This window comes from Thalassobaculum sp. OXR-137, from assembly GCF_034377285.1.
GTDB lineage: Bacteria > Pseudomonadota > Alphaproteobacteria > Thalassobaculales > Thalassobaculaceae > Thalassobaculum.
Genome location: NZ_CP139715.1, coordinates 996,694 through 1,015,597 on the forward strand (window position 1 = coordinate 996,694; position 18,904 = coordinate 1,015,597).

General features: G+C 69.3%; 19 protein-coding genes. 4 read left to right on the forward strand and 15 right to left on the reverse strand.

All coding sequences use genetic code 11. From position 1 onward, the window contains the following. The first annotated feature begins 3 nt into the window (after positions 1 to 3). The gene (gene lpdA, locus T8K17_RS04650; protein WP_322333340.1) at positions 4 to 1,410 is read left to right on the forward strand and encodes a dihydrolipoyl dehydrogenase; all 1,407 of its coding nucleotides are present in this window, start codon (positions 4 to 6) and stop codon (positions 1,408 to 1,410) included. Positions 1,411 to 1,613: 203 nt separating this feature from the next. On the opposite strand, the gene T8K17_RS04655 is transcribed toward lpdA, so the two are convergent. Genes T8K17_RS04655 through fsa form a run of 3 tightly spaced genes read right to left on the reverse strand, consistent with a single transcriptional unit; the run spans position 1,614 to position 3,975 of the window. Beyond that, positions 1,614 to 2,588, reverse strand: coding sequence for a tyrosine recombinase XerC (locus tag T8K17_RS04655; RefSeq protein ID WP_322333341.1), 975 nt, complete (start codon positions 2,586 to 2,588; stop codon positions 1,614 to 1,616). Continuing rightward, positions 2,567 to 3,304: a DUF484 family protein gene (locus T8K17_RS04660; RefSeq protein ID WP_322333342.1), complete on the reverse strand. Its 738-nt coding sequence runs from the start codon at positions 3,302 to 3,304 to the stop codon at positions 2,567 to 2,569. Before T8K17_RS04660 ends, T8K17_RS04655 begins: the two co-directional genes overlap by 22 nt. After that, positions 3,301 to 3,975: a fructose-6-phosphate aldolase gene (gene fsa, locus T8K17_RS04665; protein WP_322333343.1), complete on the reverse strand. Its 675-nt coding sequence runs from the start codon at positions 3,973 to 3,975 to the stop codon at positions 3,301 to 3,303. Before fsa ends, T8K17_RS04660 begins: the two co-directional genes overlap by 4 nt. A gap of 235 nt (positions 3,976 to 4,210) precedes the next feature. On the opposite strand from fsa, the gene T8K17_RS04670 reads away from it, so the two are divergent. Then, positions 4,211 to 6,406 (forward strand): primosomal protein N', encoded by a 2,196-nt coding sequence (locus T8K17_RS04670; RefSeq protein ID WP_322334924.1) that lies wholly within the window; start codon positions 4,211 to 4,213, stop codon positions 6,404 to 6,406. A gap of 140 nt (positions 6,407 to 6,546) precedes the next feature. Here T8K17_RS04670 and T8K17_RS04675 read toward each other — a convergent pair whose 3' ends face one another. From T8K17_RS04675 to T8K17_RS04710, 8 genes are all read right to left on the reverse strand, one after another. Beyond that, positions 6,547 to 7,353 carry an N-acyl homoserine lactonase family protein gene (locus T8K17_RS04675; protein ID WP_322333344.1) on the reverse strand — a complete coding sequence of 269 codons (807 nt, stop codon included), beginning with the start codon at positions 7,351 to 7,353 and terminating at the stop codon, positions 6,547 to 6,549. 107 nt (positions 7,354 to 7,460) lie between these two features. Then, positions 7,461 to 8,060, reverse strand: coding sequence for a GNAT family protein (locus tag T8K17_RS04680; protein ID WP_322333345.1), 600 nt, complete (start codon positions 8,058 to 8,060; stop codon positions 7,461 to 7,463). A 77-nt stretch (positions 8,061 to 8,137) separates the two neighbouring features. Beyond that, positions 8,138 to 8,557, reverse strand: a complete 420-nt coding sequence (locus tag T8K17_RS04685) for a DUF6691 family protein (protein WP_322333346.1) — start codon at positions 8,555 to 8,557, stop codon at positions 8,138 to 8,140. A gap of 4 nt (positions 8,558 to 8,561) precedes the next feature. Then, a complete protein-coding gene (locus T8K17_RS04690) occupies positions 8,562 to 8,993 on the reverse strand; it encodes a YeeE/YedE family protein (protein WP_322333347.1) in 432 nt (143 codons plus the stop codon). 515 nt (positions 8,994 to 9,508) lie between these two features. Continuing rightward, on the reverse strand, positions 9,509 to 10,657 hold the full coding sequence (locus T8K17_RS04695) for a site-specific DNA-methyltransferase (protein WP_322333348.1): 1,149 nt from the start codon (positions 10,655 to 10,657) through the stop codon (positions 9,509 to 9,511). A 340-nt stretch (positions 10,658 to 10,997) separates the two neighbouring features. Further along, positions 10,998 to 11,696, reverse strand: coding sequence for a ribonuclease HII (locus T8K17_RS04700; RefSeq protein ID WP_322333349.1), 699 nt, complete (start codon positions 11,694 to 11,696; stop codon positions 10,998 to 11,000). A gap of 147 nt (positions 11,697 to 11,843) precedes the next feature. Next, entirely contained in the window at positions 11,844 to 13,076 is a 1,233-nt protein-coding gene (locus tag T8K17_RS04705; RefSeq protein WP_322333350.1) for a PA0069 family radical SAM protein, read from the reverse strand. Positions 13,077 to 13,134: 58 nt separating this feature from the next. After that, entirely contained in the window at positions 13,135 to 13,605 is a 471-nt protein-coding gene (locus T8K17_RS04710; RefSeq protein WP_322333351.1) for a MarR family winged helix-turn-helix transcriptional regulator, read from the reverse strand. A 158-nt stretch (positions 13,606 to 13,763) separates the two neighbouring features. Between T8K17_RS04710 and T8K17_RS04715 the strand changes: the two genes are divergently transcribed. Continuing rightward, positions 13,764 to 14,186, forward strand: a complete 423-nt coding sequence (locus T8K17_RS04715; protein WP_322333352.1) for an organic hydroperoxide resistance protein — start codon at positions 13,764 to 13,766, stop codon at positions 14,184 to 14,186. A gap of 8 nt (positions 14,187 to 14,194) precedes the next feature. Here the strand turns inward: T8K17_RS04715 and T8K17_RS04720 are convergent, their stop codons facing one another. Further along, positions 14,195 to 14,398 carry a DUF4169 family protein gene (locus tag T8K17_RS04720; protein ID WP_322333353.1) on the reverse strand — a complete coding sequence of 68 codons (204 nt, stop codon included), beginning with the start codon at positions 14,396 to 14,398 and terminating at the stop codon, positions 14,195 to 14,197. Further along, positions 14,395 to 15,441, reverse strand: a complete 1,047-nt coding sequence (locus tag T8K17_RS04725) for an aminoglycoside phosphotransferase family protein (protein ID WP_322333354.1) — start codon at positions 15,439 to 15,441, stop codon at positions 14,395 to 14,397. Before T8K17_RS04725 ends, T8K17_RS04720 begins: the two co-directional genes overlap by 4 nt. Positions 15,442 to 15,468: 27 nt before the next feature. Here T8K17_RS04725 and T8K17_RS04730 point away from each other — a divergent pair, with 27 nt between their 5' ends. Continuing rightward, positions 15,469 to 16,206: a glycosyltransferase gene (locus T8K17_RS04730; protein ID WP_322333355.1), complete on the forward strand. Its 738-nt coding sequence runs from the start codon at positions 15,469 to 15,471 to the stop codon at positions 16,204 to 16,206. 108 nt (positions 16,207 to 16,314) lie between these two features. Here the strand turns inward: T8K17_RS04730 and moaB are convergent, their stop codons facing one another. Next, entirely contained in the window at positions 16,315 to 16,923 is a 609-nt protein-coding gene (moaB, locus tag T8K17_RS04735) for a molybdenum cofactor biosynthesis protein B (protein WP_322333356.1), read from the reverse strand. Then, positions 16,901 to 18,706 carry a lytic transglycosylase domain-containing protein gene (locus T8K17_RS04740; RefSeq protein WP_322333357.1) on the reverse strand — a complete coding sequence of 602 codons (1,806 nt, stop codon included), beginning with the start codon at positions 18,704 to 18,706 and terminating at the stop codon, positions 16,901 to 16,903. Before T8K17_RS04740 ends, moaB begins: the two co-directional genes overlap by 23 nt. Between the last annotated feature and the right edge of the window lie 198 nt (positions 18,707 to 18,904).

Sequence of the window (18,904 nt, forward strand, 5' to 3'; positions counted from 1 at the left end):
CCCATGTCTGACAAGTACGATCTCGTGGTCATCGGCGGTGGGCCGGGTGGCTATGTCGCCGCCATCCGGGCCGCCCAGCTCGGCATGAAGACCGCCTGCGTCGAGATGCGCGACGCGCTCGGCGGCACCTGCCTGAACATCGGCTGCATTCCGTCCAAGGCGCTGCTGAACGCCTCGGAGAAGTATTCCGAGGTGGAGCATCACCTGGGCGATTTCGGCATCGAGGTCTCGGCCCCGAAGCTGAACGTCAAGAAGCTGATGGAGAAGAAGACCGAGATCGTCACCGGCCTGACCGACGGCATCGGCTTCCTGTTCAAGAAGAACAAGGTCGACTGGCTGCAGGGCACCGGCAAGGTCACGGCCCCGGGCAAGGTCGAGGTGACTCCGTCCAAGGGCAAGAAGCAGACGGTCGAGTGCGACCGGATCCTGATCGCCACCGGCTCCGAGCCGACCCCGCTGCCGGGGGTCGAGGTCGACGAGAAGCAGATCGTCACCTCCACCGGCGCGCTGGACCTGACCAAGGTGCCGAAGCACCTGATCGTCATCGGCGGCGGCGTGATCGGCCTGGAGCTGGGCTCGGTGTGGAAGCGCTTCGGCGCCAAGGTCACCGTCGTCGAGTTCCTGGACCGGATCGTCCCGACCATGGACCAGGATGTCGGCAAGCGCTTCAAGCGGGTGCTGGAGAAGCAGGGCATCGAGTTCAAGATGTCCACCAAGGTCACCGGCGCCAAGAAGGGCAAGAGCGACGTCACCCTGACCCTGGAGCCCGCCGCCGGCGGCGATTCCGAGGAGCTGAAGGGCGACGTGGTGCTGGTCGCCATCGGCCGGCGTCCGTATTTCGAGAGCCTGGGGCTGGACGATCTGGGCGTCGAGCGCGACAAGCGCGGCTTCATCCAGGTGGACGAGGACTATCAGACCAACGTGGAAGGCATCTTCGCCATCGGCGACGCCATTCCGGGTCCGATGCTCGCCCACAAGGCCGAGGAGGACGGGGTCGCCGCCGTGGAGATCATGGCGGGCCAGTCCACCCATGTGGACTACAACCTGGTCCCGAGCATCGTCTACACGTGGCCGGAGGTCGCCTCGGTCGGCCAGACCGAGGAGCAGCTGAAGGAAGCCGGGATCGAGTACCGCAAGGGCGTCTTCCCGTTCTCCGCCAACAGCCGCGCGCGGGCCAATGCGGACAGCGAGGGTCAGGTGAAGATCCTGGCCGACAAGAAGACCGACCGGGTGCTCGGCGCCCATATCCTGGGGGCGGATGCCGGCACGCTGATCCACGAGATCTGCGCGATCATGGAGTTCGGCGGCTCGGCGGAAGACGTCGCCCGCACCTGCCACGGCCACCCGACGCTCAGCGAAGCGGTCAAGGAAGCGGCCCTGGCAGTGGACGGCCGGCCGATCCACATTTGAGATCGGCGGATTCAGCGACTAAAAGGGGCGCCGGAGCGATTCGGCGCCCTTTTTTATCTCCGTCTCCCCCTCAAACACTCCCCGGATTTATTCCGGGGCAATCCGCTCAGCGTGTCCGATTCTTGCCGATACGGGTTCCGTCGATCCTGGGCCCTGCCCCGGAACAAGTCCGGGGAGTGTTTTTGGGAGGTATAAGGGTGGCACTACCGCCGGTCGCGCGGATGGGCCAGACGGTGGATGTCCATCAGGCGCCGGGAGTCCACATCCGTATAACGCTGGGTCGTCGACAAGGACGCGTGGCCCAGCAGCTCCTGGATCGCCCGCAGGTCGCCGCCGCCGGCCAGCAGATGGGTGGCGAAGGAATGCCGCAGCGCATGGGGCGTCGCACTCTCCGGCAGGCCGAGATAGCCGCGCAGCAACTGCAGCCGCTCCTGCACCCGCCGCGAACTGAGCCGCCCGCCCTTCACCCCGACGAAGAGCGGCCCGTCCGGCGGCAGGACGAAGGGCACCTGCTTCAGATACGTCTCCACGGCCGCGCGCACCACCGGCAGCACCGGCACCAGCCGGGTCTTGTTGCCCTTGCCGGTGATCGACAGGGTCTCGGCCAGGGGGGCGACCGAGCGATTCAGTCCCAGCGCCTCGCCGACCCGCAGCCCGCAGCCGTAGAGCAGCGACACCACCGCCGCGTCCCGCGCCGCCACCCAGGGCTCGTCCTCCAGATCGCCGACGCTCTCCAGCGCGTCCGCCGCCTCGCCCACGGTCAGTGCCTTGGGCACCGAGCGCGGCACCCGCGGCCCGCGCACGCCGCCGATCGCGGCGTTGGACACCGCCCCGCGCCGCTCCAGGAAGCGGAAGAAGCCGCGGATCACCGACAGCGCCCGCGCCGTGGAGGTCTTGGACAGGCCGGCCATCGCCCGCTTGCCCAGCCAGGCGCGGAAATCGGCGGGGCCCAGCCGGGACAGGTCGCCCGGGCTGGCCGGACCGCCCAGATGGCCGGAGAGAAACTGAAGGAAGGTGCCCAGATCGTGCTCGTAGGCGGCGAGCGTGTGGGGCGACATGCGTTTTTCGACCCGCATCCAGTCCCGCCACGCCGCGATCAGCGGCGCCAGCGCGTCGCTATGGGTGGCGAGCACCCCGTCGGGGTCCAACCCGGGGCCTAGCTCGGCAGGTGCAGCCACTGTCGGATCATGCATTCCAGCGACCGGCCGAGGAAACCGAGCAGCTCGGTGCCCTGGCCCGGCTGGAAGGCGTCCGGACGGCGCGAGCCGAGGGCCAGCAACCCGACCGGGGCCTGGCTGGAGGCGCGCAGGCGACAGATCGCCTGGCTGCGCACCAGACCGGCGGCCGAGGCGAAGAGCCGGGGATCGCCGTGGATATCGGCGCAGAGCAGAACGTCGCGGGTCGGGCCCAGCATGCCGTCCACCGCCCCGTTCGGCAGGGCGCGGATGCCGGCGGCATAGGCCTTGGGGATCGGCACGTCGCCGGTCTCCACCCCGATGGTCACCGCGTCCACGTCCAGCAGCACGGCGAGATCGGCCGTCACCGTCTGGATCATGGTCTCGAAGCTGGAGGCCCGCAGGATCGCCAGCACGCTGTCATGCACCCGGGCCTGGATCGACTGGTTGTTGCGCGCCGTGGTGATCAGATAGTCCTGGGCGGTGCGAAGCTTGTCGTTGTCCTCGCGCAGCCGGGTGACCATCGCCTGCTGGAAGTCGACCACATTGCCCTGGGACTGGCCCGGCGGCACGAGCACCGCGAGGAGATCCGGATGTTCGTTCAGGAACTCCGGGTTCTCCCGCAGATACGCAGCGACCCGGTCGGCCGTCAGCGCGCGCATCTCGCCCGAACGGGGCTTGCCGGCTGCTGGGGTCGGAACGGGTCCCTTCTCGGTCATGCGGCGTCGCTCTCCGCCGTCAGGATGGACTGGCCGGTCTTGGCCCAATCGGCCATGAACGCGTCCAGACCCTTGTCGGTCAGCGGGTGATTGTACAGGGAACGCAGCACCGCCGGCGGCAGGGTGGCCACGTCGGCGCCCATCTTGGCGGCTTCCACCACATGATGCGGGCCGCGCACGGAGGCGACCAGGATCTCGGTGGCGAAGTCGTAGGCGCCGTAGATCTCGACGATCTCACCGATCAGCCCCATGCCTTCGGCGCCGATGTCGTCCAGGCGGCCGACGAAGGGCGAGATGAAGGCGGCACCGGCCTTGGCGGCCAGCAGCGCCTGGGCGGGCGAGAAGCACAGGGTAACGTTGACCGGCGTGCCCTCGTCGGCGAGCACCTTGCAGGTCTTCAGCCCGTCGACGGTCAGCGGCACCTTGACGGCGATGTTGTCGGCGATGCCGCGCAGGTAGCGGCCTTCGCGCAGCATGGTCTCGTGATCGGTCGCGGTGACCTCGGCGGATACCGGTCCGTCGACCACGTCGCAGATCTCGGCGATCACTTCGGCGATCGGCCGGCCGGACTTGGCGATCAGCGAGGGATTGGTGGTGACCCCGTCGACCATGCCGGTCGACGCCAGGTCGCGAATCTCGGCGACATCGGCAGTGTCGATAAAGAACTTCATTGGGGCTCGTCTCCGTGTTCGGCAGTTGGCCGGTGGCGTACGCGAGTCGCTTGCCGGAGTCTACCCCATCGCCAAGCCACCGGCCACCGGCGAGCCGGGTTTCGCATACGCAAAAGAGGCATCCGTTGTGGCGCGGCCGGCGGGGGGCCACACTCGCGCGAATTTCCTGTATGAGCGAATCGCATGGCCGACCCCGCGTCCCACCCGAAAACCGCATGACCCGCCCGTGACCGACATGCTGCCCCTCGACGACCCGTTCGACCGCGTCAGCGTGCTGCTGCCGCTGCCGCTCGACGTCGCCTACGACTACAAGGCGGACCCGGCGCTGGAGCTGGCGCGCGGCGACGTGGTCGAGGTGCCGCTGGGCCAGCGGCGCATGGTCGGCGTGGTGCTCGGCCCCGGCGGCGACGAGGCTGTGGCGTCGGAGCGGCTGCGCGCGGTGTTCCGCCGGCTCGACATCCCGCGCCTGCCCAAGGCGGTGATCGACCTGGTGGAATGGACCGCCGCCTGGACCCTGGCGCCGCGCGGATCGGTGGTGCGCATGGCGATCAGCACCCCCTCGGCCTTCGAGCCGCCGGCGCCGGTGGTCGTCCACACCGCCTGCCCGCAGGAGGACTGGACCGGCCAGGCCCGCCTCACCCCGTCCCGCCGCCGGGTGCTCTCCGTGCTCACCGACGGCCCGGCCCTGGACCAGAAGGATCTGGCGCGGGAGGCGGGCGTCGGCCCCTCGGTGATCAAGGGCATGATCGAGTGCGCCATGGTCGAGGCCCACACCGTCGCCCAGCGCCCGCCCTTCGACGTGCCGGACCCCACCCGCGACGGCCCGACCTTGAGCGGCGAGCAGCAGAAGGCGGCCGACACCCTGTGCCACAAAGTCAACGCCCACGCCTTCTCCGTCACCGCGGTGGACGGCATCACCGGGTCGGGCAAGACGGAGGTGTATTTCGAAGCGATCGCCGCCGCCCTGGAGGCCGGACGGCAGGCCCTGGTCCTGCTGCCGGAAATCGCCCTGTCGGCGGAATGGCTGGAGCGGTTCGCCGATCGTTTCGGTGTCGAACCGGCCGTCTGGCACTCTGATCTGAAGCCGAAAGTCAGGCGAGAGACCTGGCGCGCGGTGGCCGAGGGTAAGGTGCGGGTGCTGGTCGGCGCCCGATCGGCCCTGTTCCTGCCCTTCGCCGAGCTCGGCCTGATCGTGGTCGATGAGGAGCATGAATCCGCCTACAAGCAGGAGGACGGGGTCGCCTATCACGCCCGCGACATGGCGGTGGTCCGCGCCCGGCTGGAGGGCATCCCGATCGCTTTGGTCAGCGCCACGCCGAGCCTGGAGACGGTGGAGAACGTGCGCCAGGGCCGCTACGGCGCGGTGCATCTGACCGCCCGCCCCGGCTCCGCCACCCTGCCCGAGGTCTCGCTGATCGACCTGCGCAAGCACGCGCCGGATCGCGGCACCTTCCTCTCCCCGCCCCTGGTGGATGCCGTGAACCGGACTCTGGAGGAAGGGGAGCAGGCGATGCTGTTCCTGAACCGCCGGGGCTATGCGCCGCTGACCCTGTGCCGGAGCTGCGGCCACCGGCTGGAATGCCCGAACTGCACCGCCTGGCTGGTGGAGCACCGGCTGCTCGGCCGGCTGGTCTGCCACCATTGCGGTCTGTCGGCGCGTCTGCCGAAGAAATGCCCGTCCTGCGAGGCGGAGGACAGTTTCGTCGCCAGCGGCCCCGGGGTGGAACGGCTGGCCGAGGAGGTGCTGGTCCGCTTCCCCGACGCCCGCTTCCAGCTCGCCTCGTCGGACACCCTGACCGGGCCGGACAAGGCGGCGGAGTTCGTACGCTCGGTGCGCGCCCGGGAGGTCGACATCATCATCGGGACCCAGGTGGTGGCCAAGGGGCACAACTTCCCCTGGTTGACCCTGGTGGGGGTGGTGGATGCGGATCTGGGGCTGTCCGGCGGCGACCTGCGGGCCTCGGAGCGGACCTACCAGCTCCTGCACCAGGTCTCGGGCCGAGCCGGGCGGGCCGAGCGGCCGGGCAAGGTGCTGCTGCAGACCCATGCGCCGGAAACGCCGGTGATGCAGGCGCTTGCCGCCGGCGACCGGGACGCATTCCTGCAGTCGGAGATCGACCAGCGCAAGGCGGCGGGCATGCCGCCCTACGGAAGGCTGGCGGGGCTGGTGATCTCGGCCCCGGACGCCGACCGGGCGGACGCGGCGGCCCGGACTGTGGCGCGGGCGGCGCCGCGGCTGAGCGGGGTGACGATCCTGGGCCCGGCCCCAGCGCCGATCACCATGCTGCGCGGCCGCCACCGCCGCCGCCTGCTGGTCAAGGCGGGCCGGCAGGTGAACATCCAGCAGGTGCTGCGCGACTGGCTGACGCCGATCAAGCTGGAGACCTCGGTGCGCCTCCAGGTGGATGTGGATCCGTACAGCTTCATGTGATGGGGCGCTGCTGGCGGCCCTTCGACACGCCCCCCGCTAACGCGGGCGGCTGCTCAGGGCGAGGTTGAGAAAAAGACGTGAGACCTCGCCCTGAGCAGCCCCGCAGGGGCATGTCGAAGGGCCAGCCCGTTATCCGCCCCCTACCCCTTGGTCGGCATCTCGTCGAGCCGCACCACCGCGCCCTTCAGATCCTCGGACGGGGCGGGGTAATACTGCATCACCAGCGGATCGTGCCCCGGCACCACGTGGTCGGGGCTGTCGGCCAGCATCTCCAACGTATTGAAACCGTTCATCATCTCGCCGAGATTGTAGCAGATGATGAAGGGCGTGCGCTGCTCGATGTTCATGTAGAAATGGGCGCAGTCCGAGGCCAGAACGACCCAGCCGCGCTTGGTCCAGACCCGCACCGCCATCAGCCCGGCGGAGTGGCCGCCGACCTTGTGAATCGACACGCCCGGCGCCAGCTCGGCATCGCCGTCGTGGAACTTCACCCGCCCGCCATAGACGTTGCGGACCATGTCGGTCACGTGCTCGACGTCGAAGGGCCGGCGGATCGGCTCGAAGCACATGCAGCGGCCGGTGGCATAGGACATCTCGCCGTCCTGCAGGTGGAAGGTGGCGTTGGGGAACTGGTCCTGGCCGCCGGCATGGTCGTAGTGCAGATGGGTGATGATCACGTCCTCGACCGTGTCCGCGTCGATGCCGAGCAGCTTCACGCCCTCCGCCGGGGTGCGCTCCAGCGGCACGCCGCGCTCCTTGCTCTCGCGCTCGCCGAAGCCGGTATCGACCACATAGGTGCGGTTCTCGTTGCGGATCACCCAGACGAAATAGTCGAGCGGCATCGGTCGGTCGTGCAGATCGCTGAAGATCAGGTTCTGCGAGGCCATGCGGTCGGCCTTATGGGCGTATTTGACGGCGAAGACTTCGTACTGCTCGCGCTCGGACATGGCGGTTCTCCCTTGGGTCGGTCTTGTTTTTCTGTCGGTAGCAGCCCGCGCCGCGATCGGGAACGGGCGTTCTGGGCATCGCTGAAAGAAGGATGGGGCGGAGGCGGTCAGGCGGAGGGCAGGCTCGGGTCGAATTCCTCGCGCAGCAGCGCGAACAGGACATGGTCCTGCCAGGTGCCGTTGATCTTCAGGTAGCGCCGGGCCAGGCCCTCCTCCTCGAAGCCGCACTTCTTCAGCACCCCCTGGCTCGCTACGTTGTGCGGCAGGGTGGCGGCCTCGACCCGGTGGAGGGACAGGCGGTCGAAGGCGAAGCAGCAGGCGCCGTGCACCGCCTCGGTCATGAAGCCGTGGCGGGCGAAGGGCTTGCCGACCCAGTAGCCGAAGGTGCAGCTCTGGGCCACGCCGCGGCGCACATTGGCGATGGTGATGCCGCCCAGCAGCGCGTCGTCGTCGCGGCGGAACAGGAAGAAGGAGTAGCTCTGGTCGCGGCTCCAGTCCTCGACATAGCGCGCGAGGCGGCGGCGGAAGGCGGCCCGGGTCAGGGCGTCCTCCGGCCAGGTCGGCTCCCACGGGACCAGGAAGTCGCGGGACAGGGCGCGCAGCTCGGCCCATTCCTGCCAGTCGCCGCGCTGCGGCTGGCGCATATAGATGCGCGGCAGCAGCAGGGTCGGGTCGGACCGGGACGGCGGAAACAGTGTCAGGACCAAGGAACCGGCTCTCGTCCAAGGATAAGAGCCATATTGTCCACGCCGGACGGCCCCCTGGCAAGCTGGCGCGTGGCCGGTCAGCCCGGCCGCGGCGCGATCCGGCCGGCGATCCAGAACCCGGCGAGCATCGCGGCCACGAAGATCAGCACCGGCACCCCGCCCAGGCCGAGTGCCGCGAAGGCCGGACCCGGGCAGAAGCCGACCAGCCCCCATCCGACGCCGAACAGCGCGCTGCCGGCCAGCAGGCGGGCATCGATGGTCGGGGAGGCCGGGCCGGGGAAGCTCTCGCCGCAGGCCGGGGCCGTCAGCCGGCGGCTCACCGCCCAGGCGATCGCCATCGGGATCAGGGCGCCGCCCATGACGAAGGCCAGGGTCGGATCCCAGGCGCCGCCGGCCACCCGCAGAAAGCCGAGAACCCGGGCCGGGTCGATCATGTCGGAGAGGGTCAGGCCGAGGCCGAACAGCAGTCCGCTGACGAGGGAGACGAGGATTCGCATCGCCCTAGCCTCCCATGACCAGCGGCGCCAGCCCGGCGACCAGGGCGGCCACCACCATGAAGGTCGCGGTGGCGGCCATCGAGCGCTTGGACAGCCGCGACAACCCGCAGACCCCGTGGCCGCTGGTGCAGCCGTTGCCGGTCCGGGTGCCGATCCCGACGAGCAGGCCGGCGACGAGCAGCAGCGGGATTGATCCCGGCACGCCGATCTCCACCGGCCCGGCGAGCGCAGCATATGCCAGCGGCGCGGCTATGAGCCCGGCGATGAAGGCAGCGGATTCCAGTCTCCGCCGGGTGGCAGGGGCATTGGCGATGGAGACGGCGATGCCGCTGATTCCGGCGATCCTGCCGTTGCCGAGCAGGAAGAGGGCGGCGGCCACCCCGATCGACAGCCCGCCCAGCAGGCCGTTCAGGGCATCCGACAGGTCGAACATCATGCGGCGATCCCCCAGACGGGTTGAACCGCACCAGTATCGCCGAGGGCGGCGGGCAATGTGGAAGAAATCGCTAGGGTGCGACGATGGGTGCGGGGAGCGCTTATCTACGCTCCCACACCTCACGCACTCCCGGCGTCGTGCCGGGGCCTACCAAAGGGTTCGCAACGCCCTAGCCCGCTCCCGACAGGTCATGCCACCCGCACCCGTGGGCCCCGGCACAAGACCGGGGAGTGGGTCTGTTGGGTCGCGGCTGGAGAGAATTTCTTGGGATCCGGGGAAACCGTCCGGCGCGGCGGCGATGCATGGAAGGAGATACCTTCCCCACCCTCCTCATCGCACTCCCCGGCCTCGTGCCGGGGCCTACGCCGGGGTTCGCAAAGCCCCAACCCGCTCCTGACAGGTCATGCCACCCGCACCCGTGGGCCCCGGCACAAGACCGGGGAGTGATATTTGGTGGAGGGGAAACGGGAAGCCGTGACCGGACGCCCCAGGGGTCAGGCCACAAACCGCCCGCCTTACGCGCCGACCCTCTCGCCCACCTTCTCCCCCATCCCCTGGCGGATCTGGGAACGGAAGGCGTCGATTGGAATCGGCATGCCCTTGCGTTCGGCGTGCCAGAAGGTCCAGCCGTTGCAGGCTGGCGCGCCCTGCACGGCCGCCCCCACCGAATGGATGGAACCGCGATGCTCGGCGCTGATCAGGTGGCCGTCGGCCCGCACCTTGGCGGTCCAGCGGCGGCGCGCGTCGAACAGCACCTCGCCCGGACGGATCAGCCCCTCTTCGATCAGGCGGCCGAACGGCACCCGGGGCTGGTCGCGCTTGTTGGCGAGCGCCAGGGCCAGCGGGTCCTCCGCCGCCTCGGTCTCGGCGATGCGGCGCTTGGCGACCTCGATGTATTTCGCCTCGCGCTCCACGCCGATCCAGCGCCGGCCGAGCCGCTTGGCCACCGCCCCCGTCGTGCCGGTGCCGAAGAACGGGTCGAGCACCACGTCGTCGGGCCGGGTGGAGGCCAGCAGCACGCGGGCCAGCAGGCTCTCCGGCTTCTGGGTCGGATGCGCCTTGTCGCCGTTCTCGTCCTTCAGGCGCTCCGAGCCGGAGCAGATCGGCAGAAACCAGTCCGAGCGCATCTGCTGGTCGTCGTTCAGCGCCTTCATGGCGTCGTAGTTGAACGTATATTTCCGCGCGTTCTCGCTGCGCGCCGCCCAGATCATGGTCTCATGGGCGTTGGTGAAGCGCTTGCCGCGGAAGTTCGGCATCGGGTTGGCCTTGCGCCAGACCACGTCGTTCAGGATCCAGAAGCCCAGATCCTGGAGCGTGGCGCCCACCCGGAAGATGTTGTGATAGCTGCCGATGACCCACAGGGTGCCGGTATCCTTCAGCACCCGCTGGCATTCCGCCAGCCAGGCGCGGGTGAAGGCGTCGTAGGCCTCGAAGCCAACGAACCGGTCCCAGTCGTCGTCGACCCCCGCGACCCGCGTGTTGTTGGGCCGGTAGAGCTCGCCGCCGAGCTGCAGGTTATAGGGTGGATCGGCGAAGACGAGGTCGACGCTTGCATCCGGTAATGTGCGCAGCATCTCTACGCAATCGCCGGTCAGGATTCGCCCGACCGGAAGCTTGGTCTCTCCCACGTTTTCGTCCCCGTCCGTGCCAAGAAGGAGGCGCATAGACTCTCACGCAGCGGGACTCCCGTCAACGCTCATGGACGAATCACTAAATAGACTCAATGAGTTATGAGTCATACCCAAGATATAGTGCTAACTGTGGGCGCTAGACGCTTGTGATGGGGCGATGGCCGGGTCGGCATGGATCTGTTTTTCCCGACCCCACCTCATCTTCCCACCCCCTCTTTCACACTCCCCGGATTTATTCCGGGGCTACGGAGAAGCGCGACGGGTCGGGTGATCCTTGGCGTCGGACAGCTGGGCTGTTCCAATCGCGGGCCCAGGAACAATCCGGGATTTAATCCGGTACGGGGAGTGTGGGAAAGGGTGGGGATGGGCCGGTCTACCCCAGCTCGCGCGCCTCGAGCACCGCGCGGACGGGCGCGAAGCTGCGGCGATGGTGAGGAGTGGCGCCCAGGGCGGCGAGGCCGGCCTTGTGCTCGGCGGTGCCGTAGCCGGCATTGCGCTCCCAGCCGTAGCCCGGGTGGTGCCGGGCCAGGGCGGCCATCTCGGCGTCGCGGGCCTGCTTGGCGGCGATGGCGGCGAGCGCGATGGACAGGGACAGGCAGTCGCCCTTGACCACCGCCTGGGCCTGCCACGACCAGCGCGGCAGCCGGTTGCCGTCGACCAGCACATGGTCGGGCCGCCGCCCCAAGGTGGCGACCAGCGACTCCACCGCCCGCCCCATGGCGGTCAGGGCGGCGGCCAGGATGTTGGTGGTGTCGATCTCCTCGACCTCGGCCCGGCCGAGCGCGATCACCGCATAGGGACGGGCCGCCTCCAGGGCCGCCGCCCGGCGCTCGGCGGTCAGCGCCTTGCTGTCGGCGATCAGGCAGGCGACGTCGTCTGGCATGCGGTCCAGATCGATCCAGGCGGCGCCGGTCACCACCGGCCCGGCCAGCGGCCCGCGGCCGACCTCGTCGACGCCGAACACCACCGCCCCGCGTGCCGCGCCGGCACCGGCGGCCCGTTCCAGATCGCCGGTCGGCCGTTGAATCAGGAGATCGGCGACCTCTTCACCATATCTCGGGGCACGGGCCATCTCTAACCGTCCACCATATCAATATCTTGCGACGACAACTTACATGTCGGTTTCATCGCTCGCTACGGAGCGCTACCGGAATTCATACACGAATCCAACGCGTTAACCCAGGGCCTAGGATCGGCGTCCCTGTGGATCGGGCCGCGCTCAGCCCTCGAACAGCGACATCTGCCGGCTGACGCCGCCCGGCACGGCGAAGCGGGTGGTGTCGAGCCCGCCCATGCGGCGCCCGAGGCCCAGGTCCTGGCAGGCCCGGCGGAAGCGCTGGGAGATCATATGGGCATACGGCCCCTCGCCGGACATGCGCTTGCCGAATTCGGCCTGGTACAGCGCGCCGCCGCGGCTCTGCCGGACCAGGGACAGCACCCGCTCGGCCCGGTCGGGGAAGTGGGCGCGCAGCCATTCCTCCACCAGATCCTTGATTTCCAACGGCAATCGCAGCAGCACCCAGGCCGCGTGGCGGGCGCCCTCACTGTGGGCGCGTTTCAGGATCGCCTCGATCTCGCTGTCGTTCACGGCGGGGATGATCGGCGCTACCAGCACCCCGCTCGGCACGCCCGCGGCGGCGCAGGCCCGGATCGCCGCCATCCGCTTCTCCGGCGTCGACGCCCGCGGTTCCATTAGCCGGGCCAGGTCCCGGTCCAGGGTCGTCACCGAAATCGACAGGGATGCCAGACCCTTGGCCGCCATCGGCCCGAGAATGTCCAGGTCGCGGACGATCAGGTCGGACTTGGTGACGATGGTCACCGGATGCTCGTGCTCGGCCAGCACTTCCAGGATGCCCCGGGTGATCCTGCGCTCCCGCTCCACCGGCTGGTAGGGATCGGTATTGGTGCCGAGCGCGATCGGCTGGCAGGTATAGCCCTTGCGGGCCAGTTCCTTGCGCAGCAGCGCCGGCGCATCCGGCTTGGCGAACAGCTTGCTCTCGAAATCCAGGCCGGGGGACAGGCCGAGATAGGCATGGGTCGGCCGGGCGAAGCAATAGACGCAGCCATGCTCGCAGCCCCGATAGGGGTTGATCGAGCGGTCGAAGGGCACGTCGGGCGACTGGTTGCGGGCGATCACCGTGCGGCTGGCGTCGATGGCGACTGTGGTCCGCAGCTTCGGCTCGTCCTCCTCGGCGCGCTGCCAGCCGTCATCCACCCGTTCCTGGGCGAAGCGCTCGTAGCGGCCGGCCGCATTGGTGACGGCGCCCCGGCCCTTGCGCGGCGCCGCCGGAACCACGTCGCTGGGCAGGATCGCCTCGATCAGCTTGACCGGTTCCTCGGCCTCGCCGGTCTGGCCGAAATCGTCGGCGAACGGATCGCTCGACGGGTCCTGGGCGAACTCGTCAGCGAAAACCTCGAGCGGATCGACCGCGATGGACCGGCGACGGGACATGGCCGAAGAGTAGGATCGGCGCGAGAACAAATCAAGAACTTCCAGCGAGGCCGAAGTCTCAATTGTCCTCCAGGAAGGCCTCCAGCCGGTCGCGCAGGGCGGTGAGCCGCTTGCGTTCCTCCACCGCGTCCTCCCGGCTGAGCCCGGCGGCCTTGCCGATGGCCAGCGGAATGTCGGCGGCCCGGGCGCCGAGGGCGCGGCCGGCTTCGGTCAGCACCACGCGCACCCGCCGCTCGTCCTCCGCATCGCGCCGCCGGGCGATCAGGCCGCGGGCCTCCAGCCGCTTCAGCAGCGGGGTCAGCGTCCCGGAATCCAGCCGAAGCTGGGCGCCGAGCGCGTTGACCGGGATGTCGTCGCGCTCCCACAGCGCCATCATCGCCAGATACTGCGGATAGGTCAGCCCCAGTGCCTCCAGGATCGGGCGGTAGACCTTGGTCAGCGCCAGCCCGGCCGAATACAGCGCGAAGCAGAGCTGGTCGTCCAGCTTCGGCGGCGCAGAGGGCGGGAATGGGGCGGTCGGATGATCCACGGCAGGCTCCAGGTCGATCCACGCAGTGTACGGGCGCGGCAATTCAATCGCACAAAATTTATTGCAGAGCTTATATGAGCTGCTCTACCTTGATATCAATTCAATCGCACACAATCTATTTACCAGACGAGCTTCCCCCCTCAAGCAGGAGAGCGATCATGAACGTCCTCTACAAGACCACCGCCAGCGCCACCGGCGGCCGCGCCGGCCAGGCCCGTTCCGAAGACGGCGTCCTCGATGTCACCCTGACCAAGCCGAAGGAACTGGGCGGCGACGGCGCCACCGGTACCAATCCCGAGCAGCTCTTCGCCGCCGGCTATTCCGCCTGCTTCCTGGGCGCGCTGCAGTTCGTGGCCGGCAAGGAGAAGGTGAAGATCCCGGCTGACGCCAAGGTCACCGCCACCGTGGGCATCGGTCCGCGCGACGACGGCACCGGCTTCGGCATCGAGGCCGCGCTGGCCGTGTCGATCCCGGGTGTGGACAAGGAGACCGCCAAGTCGCTGGTCGACAAGGCCCATGTGGTCTGCCCGTACTCCCATGCCACCAAGGGCAATATCGACGTGACGCTCAGCGTCGTCTGAGTCTGATGTCAGGCCGGATCGGAGCGGTCATCCTCCGGTTCGATCCGCCTGCCCTCATGGGCCCGATCGGCGGCGCCGCGCCGGGTTTCCTCATGCAGCCGCTCCGTCTTGGTGCGGCCGTGGAGCACCCGGTTGCGCGCCGCCTTGTCGGTCGCCTCTTCCCGCTCGCGCCGCTTGCGCTCGGTGCGCAGGTTGACGATTTTCCCGCTCACGGCACCAGTTCCTCCGCCCTGAAGGCCCGCGCGCCGATCCAGCCGGCCCGGGCCTGCTCCATCATCGCCGGATCCACGAACCGCGCAAGCCTGCGCGCCAGGCCGGACGTCGCCGCATCCGCCGAGGCGAGCGCCGCCGACAGGTCGTTGCGTGCCGCCCAGGCGCAGGCCCAGCTCGTGGTGCGCAGCCAGATCAGCCGCCGGTAGGGCAGGACCCACGGCCGCACCGCATCGGCCAGATCCACCGGCACCTCGGCCGTCCAGGCGGTATGGAAGCCGACGACATCGGTCCGTTCCGCCGCACCGGCCACCGCCGGATCCCAGGCCAGCGAGGTCGGCAGCGAGGCATGGGCGAGGTCCACCGCCGCACTGTCGTAGACCGGCCGCTCCACATCCAGCAGCACGGCCGATCCGTCCGGACGGATGCGGAAATTGCCCGGATGGGTATCGGCCGCCGTCAGGCTCGGTCTCGGCCGGGTCGGGGCGGCGGCGATCAGCCCCTCGGCCCAGGCGATCTCCTCGTCCAGGATGCGCCGGGCGTCGCCGTCCAAGCGGTCCTGCACCGGCGCCAACTGCCCGCGCGCCACCGACAGCAGATAGGCAAGCGGATCGGCCGGATCGACGAAGGGCGCCCGCCGGTCCGGAACCGGCAGGCGGTGGATCGCCGCCAGGGCCCGTCCGATCGCCGGCAGATCCCTCGGCAGCGCCGGCACCGTCCCCTGGACGTCCTCCACCACCAGCGCGCCCCAGGGCAGCGCGGGCGACACCCGCAGCACGCCATGCAGCGCCGGCACCGCTCCGCTCGGGGTCATGCGCCGGAACGCCTCGACCGCATAGATCAGGTTGCGCCGGGGAGACAGGCCCAGATGGCTCATCCGCGGAACGCGCACCAGCCGCCCGCCGGCCAGTTGCCCCCCTGCCAGCCGCCAGTGGCGGTGCACCCTGCCCTCCACCGGTTCGGCGGCGATGGCGTCGTCGGGCAGGCCCAGCGCCGCGGCCAGGGTCTCCCGGGTAGGGTCGGCGGGTACGGATTCGGTTATCATGGCGCGGACTTACCATAGGCTCGCCCCATGCACCTACCCCGTCCCCGCGCCATGCGCACCGATCCCGCCGCCCAGGTCGGCCCTCCGGGGACGCGGCGCATGGCGCTCTCGGTCGTGATTGCCGCGCGCGGAGACGCGGAGCAGCTCGGCCGCTGTCTGGCCTCGCTGGCCGGTGCCGACCGGCGCGGGCTGGATCTGGAGATCATCGTGGTCGCCCCGGACGGCCCCGATGGGCTGGACGCCGTCGCCGAGGCCCATGGGGCGGCGCTGATCCGCCTGGCGGCCTCACGCGGCGCCCGCTTCGCCGCCGGCGCCAAGGCGGCGACCGCCGAGTGGATGCTGATGCTGCGGTCGGAGACCCGGCTCGACAGGGGCTGGGACGCCACCGTCATGGTCTTCGCCGCCGAGGCCCGCAACCGGGAACGGGCGGGATACTTCCCCCTGGAGGTGGTCGGCGCCCCCGGCGCCAGCCGAACGATCCGGCTTCGGCAGCTCTGGATGGGTCTGCCCACCGGCGCCCAGGGGCCGATCATGCGGCGGCGGTTCCTGGTGCATCTCGGCGGGATGGCGGATCTGGAGCGCGGCGAAGACCTGGTCCTTGCGCGCACCCTGGGGCGCAAGCGCATGGCGCTGTTCGACATCGCCGTACGGGTCGATGCGGAGGACTGGCCGACGGGAGCGGGGGCGGTGCTGCTCGGGCTGCTGCGGCTGATCCTGTTCCGGCTCCACGTTCCCGCCCGCTGGCTGCAGCGGCTGGGGGACTGACCCTTCGACACGCCCCGTCCCGGATCAGGTCCGACGCAGGATGAGGTCAGAGTGAATATTGAAAAGGACCTCGCCCTGAGCAGCGCCGCAGGCGCGTGTCGAAGGGCCTTAGGCCTTCGTCTTCTCCCGCGCCATCTCGTGCTCGCGCAGGCGCGGCATGATCTCGACGAAGTTGCAGGGACGGAAGCGGAAGTCGAGCTGGTAGGCGAAGATCTCGTCCCAGGCATCGCGGCAGGCGCCGGTCGAGCCCGGCACGGCGAAGAGATAGGTGCCATGGGCGACCCCGGCCGTCGCCCGGCTCTGCATGGCCGAGGTGCCGATCTTCTGGAAGCTGATCCAGCGGAAGGCCTCGCCGAACCCCTCGATCCGCTTCTCGTAGACGCTCTCGAACGCCTCCGGGGTGACGTCGCGGCCGGTGACGCCGGTGCCGCCGGTGGAGATCACCACGTCTATGCCGTCGTCCGCGATCCAGGCACTCAGCCGCTCGGTGATGGCGCCCACGTCGTCTCGCACGATCGCCCGGTCGGCCAGGACATGACCGGCCGCCGTCAGGCGCTCCACCAGGGTGTCACCCGACCGGTCGGTCTCCGCCGTCCGGGTGTCGGAGACGGTCAGGACGGCGATGTTGACGGGAATGAAGGGGCGGCTCTCGTCGAGCCGGGTACCGGGCGCCGTTGCGTTGGAATCGGGACGGCTAGTCTTGTCCGAATCGGGCATTGCGGATCTTGAATCCTGTCTCGTCGTCGATGCCGCGGTAGAAGGCCCAGTCGCCCGCGGCCACGCGGTCGAGGGACGGTGCGGTCTGTCCCAGACGATGTCGGTAGATCCAGACGTTTGACAAGACCCGTTCGATGAACTCCCGCGTCTCCTTCGACGGGATGGACTCGATGAACAGCAGCGGATCGTCCTTGAAATCGGTGCTGCGCCGCCACTTGCCGAGATTGCCCGGCCCGGCATTGTAGGCGACCAGCAGGCGGAACAGATCGCCGTCCACCCGGTCCAGATGCAGCAGATGGTCCACGTAGCGCTGGCCGAGCTGCATGTTGAGACCCGGATCGTACAGCTCGTGGCGGCCCTCCAGGTCGTCGTCGGAGTCCATGTAGTTGGCGGTCCGGGGCATGAGCTGCATCAGGCCGCGCGCACCCCGGCCGGACCGGGCCCTCGGGTCGAAGCCGGATTCCTGACGGATGATGCCGTAGATCAGCGCGCGGTCGATGGAGAACCCGTCCGCCGGCGCCCAGCTCGGCACCGGATACAGGGCCGCATGGTAGATCCGGCCCGTCGATACCCGGATGATGCCGGCCAGACGGATCGCCAGCCCCGGCATGTTGTGGCGGGTGGCGATGGTCATCAGGGGCTCGCGCAGGGACCGGTCCAGGCGCGGGAACAGCTTGCGCCATTCGCGCTCGGCCCGGCTGCTTTCGCCGATCTGCATCAGGGCGATCGCCCGACGCGCGCCCTCGTGGGACAGCAGGCGCTTGGCCTTGCGGTCGCTGATCTCCGGCAGCGACCAGTCGAACGGCACTTCGACGCCGAGCGCCCGGCGCCCGAGCAGGCCGTAGAAGGTCAGCGGGTACTGCGCGGCACGGGCGAGCCAGCGGGTTGAGTCTGCCGGCTTGCGGAGCTGAAGCGCAGCCCGGGCGGCCCAGTAGGCCCCGGCGGAACGCTGGGTGCGGGCGGCGTTCTCCGACATGGCGAGGGCGGAGAAATGCGTCTCGGCATCCTCGATCCGGCCCAGTCGCCACGCCGCCAGGCCGGCGATCCAATAGGCCATGGGGACGTCGGACCCGGCTTCCTCGGCGCTCTTCGCCGCCAGACGCAGGGCGTCCTCGTCCTTGCCGAAGATGAACAAGCCCTTGGCGATCTGGGCCCGTTGCTCGGCGAACTCCACCGGATCGAGCAGCGCGCGCACCGCCTTGGTGTCGAGCTTGCGCAGGGCGGCGCTCGGCGACCCGTTCCCGATCAGCGTGCGGATTTCGCGCGACAGCGCCCGGATCCGGGTCTGTTCGGCAGCGCTGCGGGCGCGCAGGGAGACGTAGAAATGGACGTCGCGAACCGCATCCGCGCCGTTGCCGCCGAGATAGCCGCGTTCCGGCGCGCGCGGCGCCTTGGCCGAGGCCGGCTTGCGCAGAACGGCGAGACTGTAGATCCGCTTGGCATCGGGCAGATCGGCATAATTCTCAAGCCAGGCCCGCAGCTCCGACCAGCTCGACCGGTAGGCGGTCGGATGCAAGTAGCGCTGGGCCTTCACATGGCCAAGAAGGATCTTGTTCTGGACGCGGGCCAACAGCTTGTCGGCCGTCTTCCAGTGTCCCTCGCTCTGCTCGGCGAAGATCTTGCGGTACAGCTCGACGTCGCGCTGGGTCAGGATCCGCGGCAGCGGCTGGGCCGCCTCCAGGCGGGAGCCGTCCAGCACGGCGGGGGGCAGCAGCGCCGTCTCCTGCGCCTCGTCCGGAAACCGGTCCGCGTTCGGGACCTGCACCCGATCCTGAGCGAACACCCCGGACGCTGCGCCGCAGATCACGGCGGCACCCAGGACTCCGGCAACCAGTCGAAGAATGCCTCCCCGGAAAGACGACGGGGATTTGTGGCGGGAATGTGGCGGAGACATGCGACCCAGTTAATCAGAAACCCTCTACACGGCAAGGTGAGTTACCTCCGGCAAGAAGCCATTCCTGTGGATAACTGACCCAAAAAT

Bases quoted from the DNA above. Each gene is read 5' to 3' on its own strand.
- moaB (WP_322333356.1), bottom strand. From the start codon at position 16,923: ATGCCCGATTCGGACAAGACTAGCCGTCCCGATTCCAACGCAACGGCG.
- T8K17_RS04660 (WP_322333342.1), bottom strand. From the start codon at position 3,304: ATGACCGAGAAGGGACCCGTTCCGACCCCAGCAGCCGGCAAGCCCCGT.
- T8K17_RS04730 (WP_322333355.1), top strand. From the start codon at position 15,469: ATGCACCTACCCCGTCCCCGCGCCATGCGCACCGATCCCGCCGCCCAG.
- lpdA (WP_322333340.1), top strand. From the start codon at position 4: ATGTCTGACAAGTACGATCTCGTGGTCATCGGCGGTGGGCCGGGTGGC.
- fsa (WP_322333343.1), bottom strand. From the start codon at position 3,975: ATGAAGTTCTTTATCGACACTGCCGATGTCGCCGAGATTCGCGACCTG.
- T8K17_RS04685 (WP_322333346.1), bottom strand. From the start codon at position 8,557: ATGCGAATCCTCGTCTCCCTCGTCAGCGGACTGCTGTTCGGCCTCGGC.
- T8K17_RS04695 (WP_322333348.1), bottom strand. From the start codon at position 10,657: ATGCGCCTCCTTCTTGGCACGGACGGGGACGAAAACGTGGGAGAGACC.
- T8K17_RS04725 (WP_322333354.1), bottom strand. From the start codon at position 15,441: ATGATAACCGAATCCGTACCCGCCGACCCTACCCGGGAGACCCTGGCC.
- T8K17_RS04700 (WP_322333349.1), bottom strand. From the start codon at position 11,696: ATGGCCCGTGCCCCGAGATATGGTGAAGAGGTCGCCGATCTCCTGATT.
- T8K17_RS04675 (WP_322333344.1), bottom strand. From the start codon at position 7,353: ATGTCCGAGCGCGAGCAGTACGAAGTCTTCGCCGTCAAATACGCCCAT.
- T8K17_RS04670 (WP_322334924.1), top strand. From the start codon at position 4,211: ATGCTGCCCCTCGACGACCCGTTCGACCGCGTCAGCGTGCTGCTGCCG.
- T8K17_RS04715 (WP_322333352.1), top strand. From the start codon at position 13,764: ATGAACGTCCTCTACAAGACCACCGCCAGCGCCACCGGCGGCCGCGCC.
- T8K17_RS04705 (WP_322333350.1), bottom strand. From the start codon at position 13,076: ATGTCCCGTCGCCGGTCCATCGCGGTCGATCCGCTCGAGGTTTTCGCT.
- T8K17_RS04690 (WP_322333347.1), bottom strand. From the start codon at position 8,993: ATGATGTTCGACCTGTCGGATGCCCTGAACGGCCTGCTGGGCGGGCTG.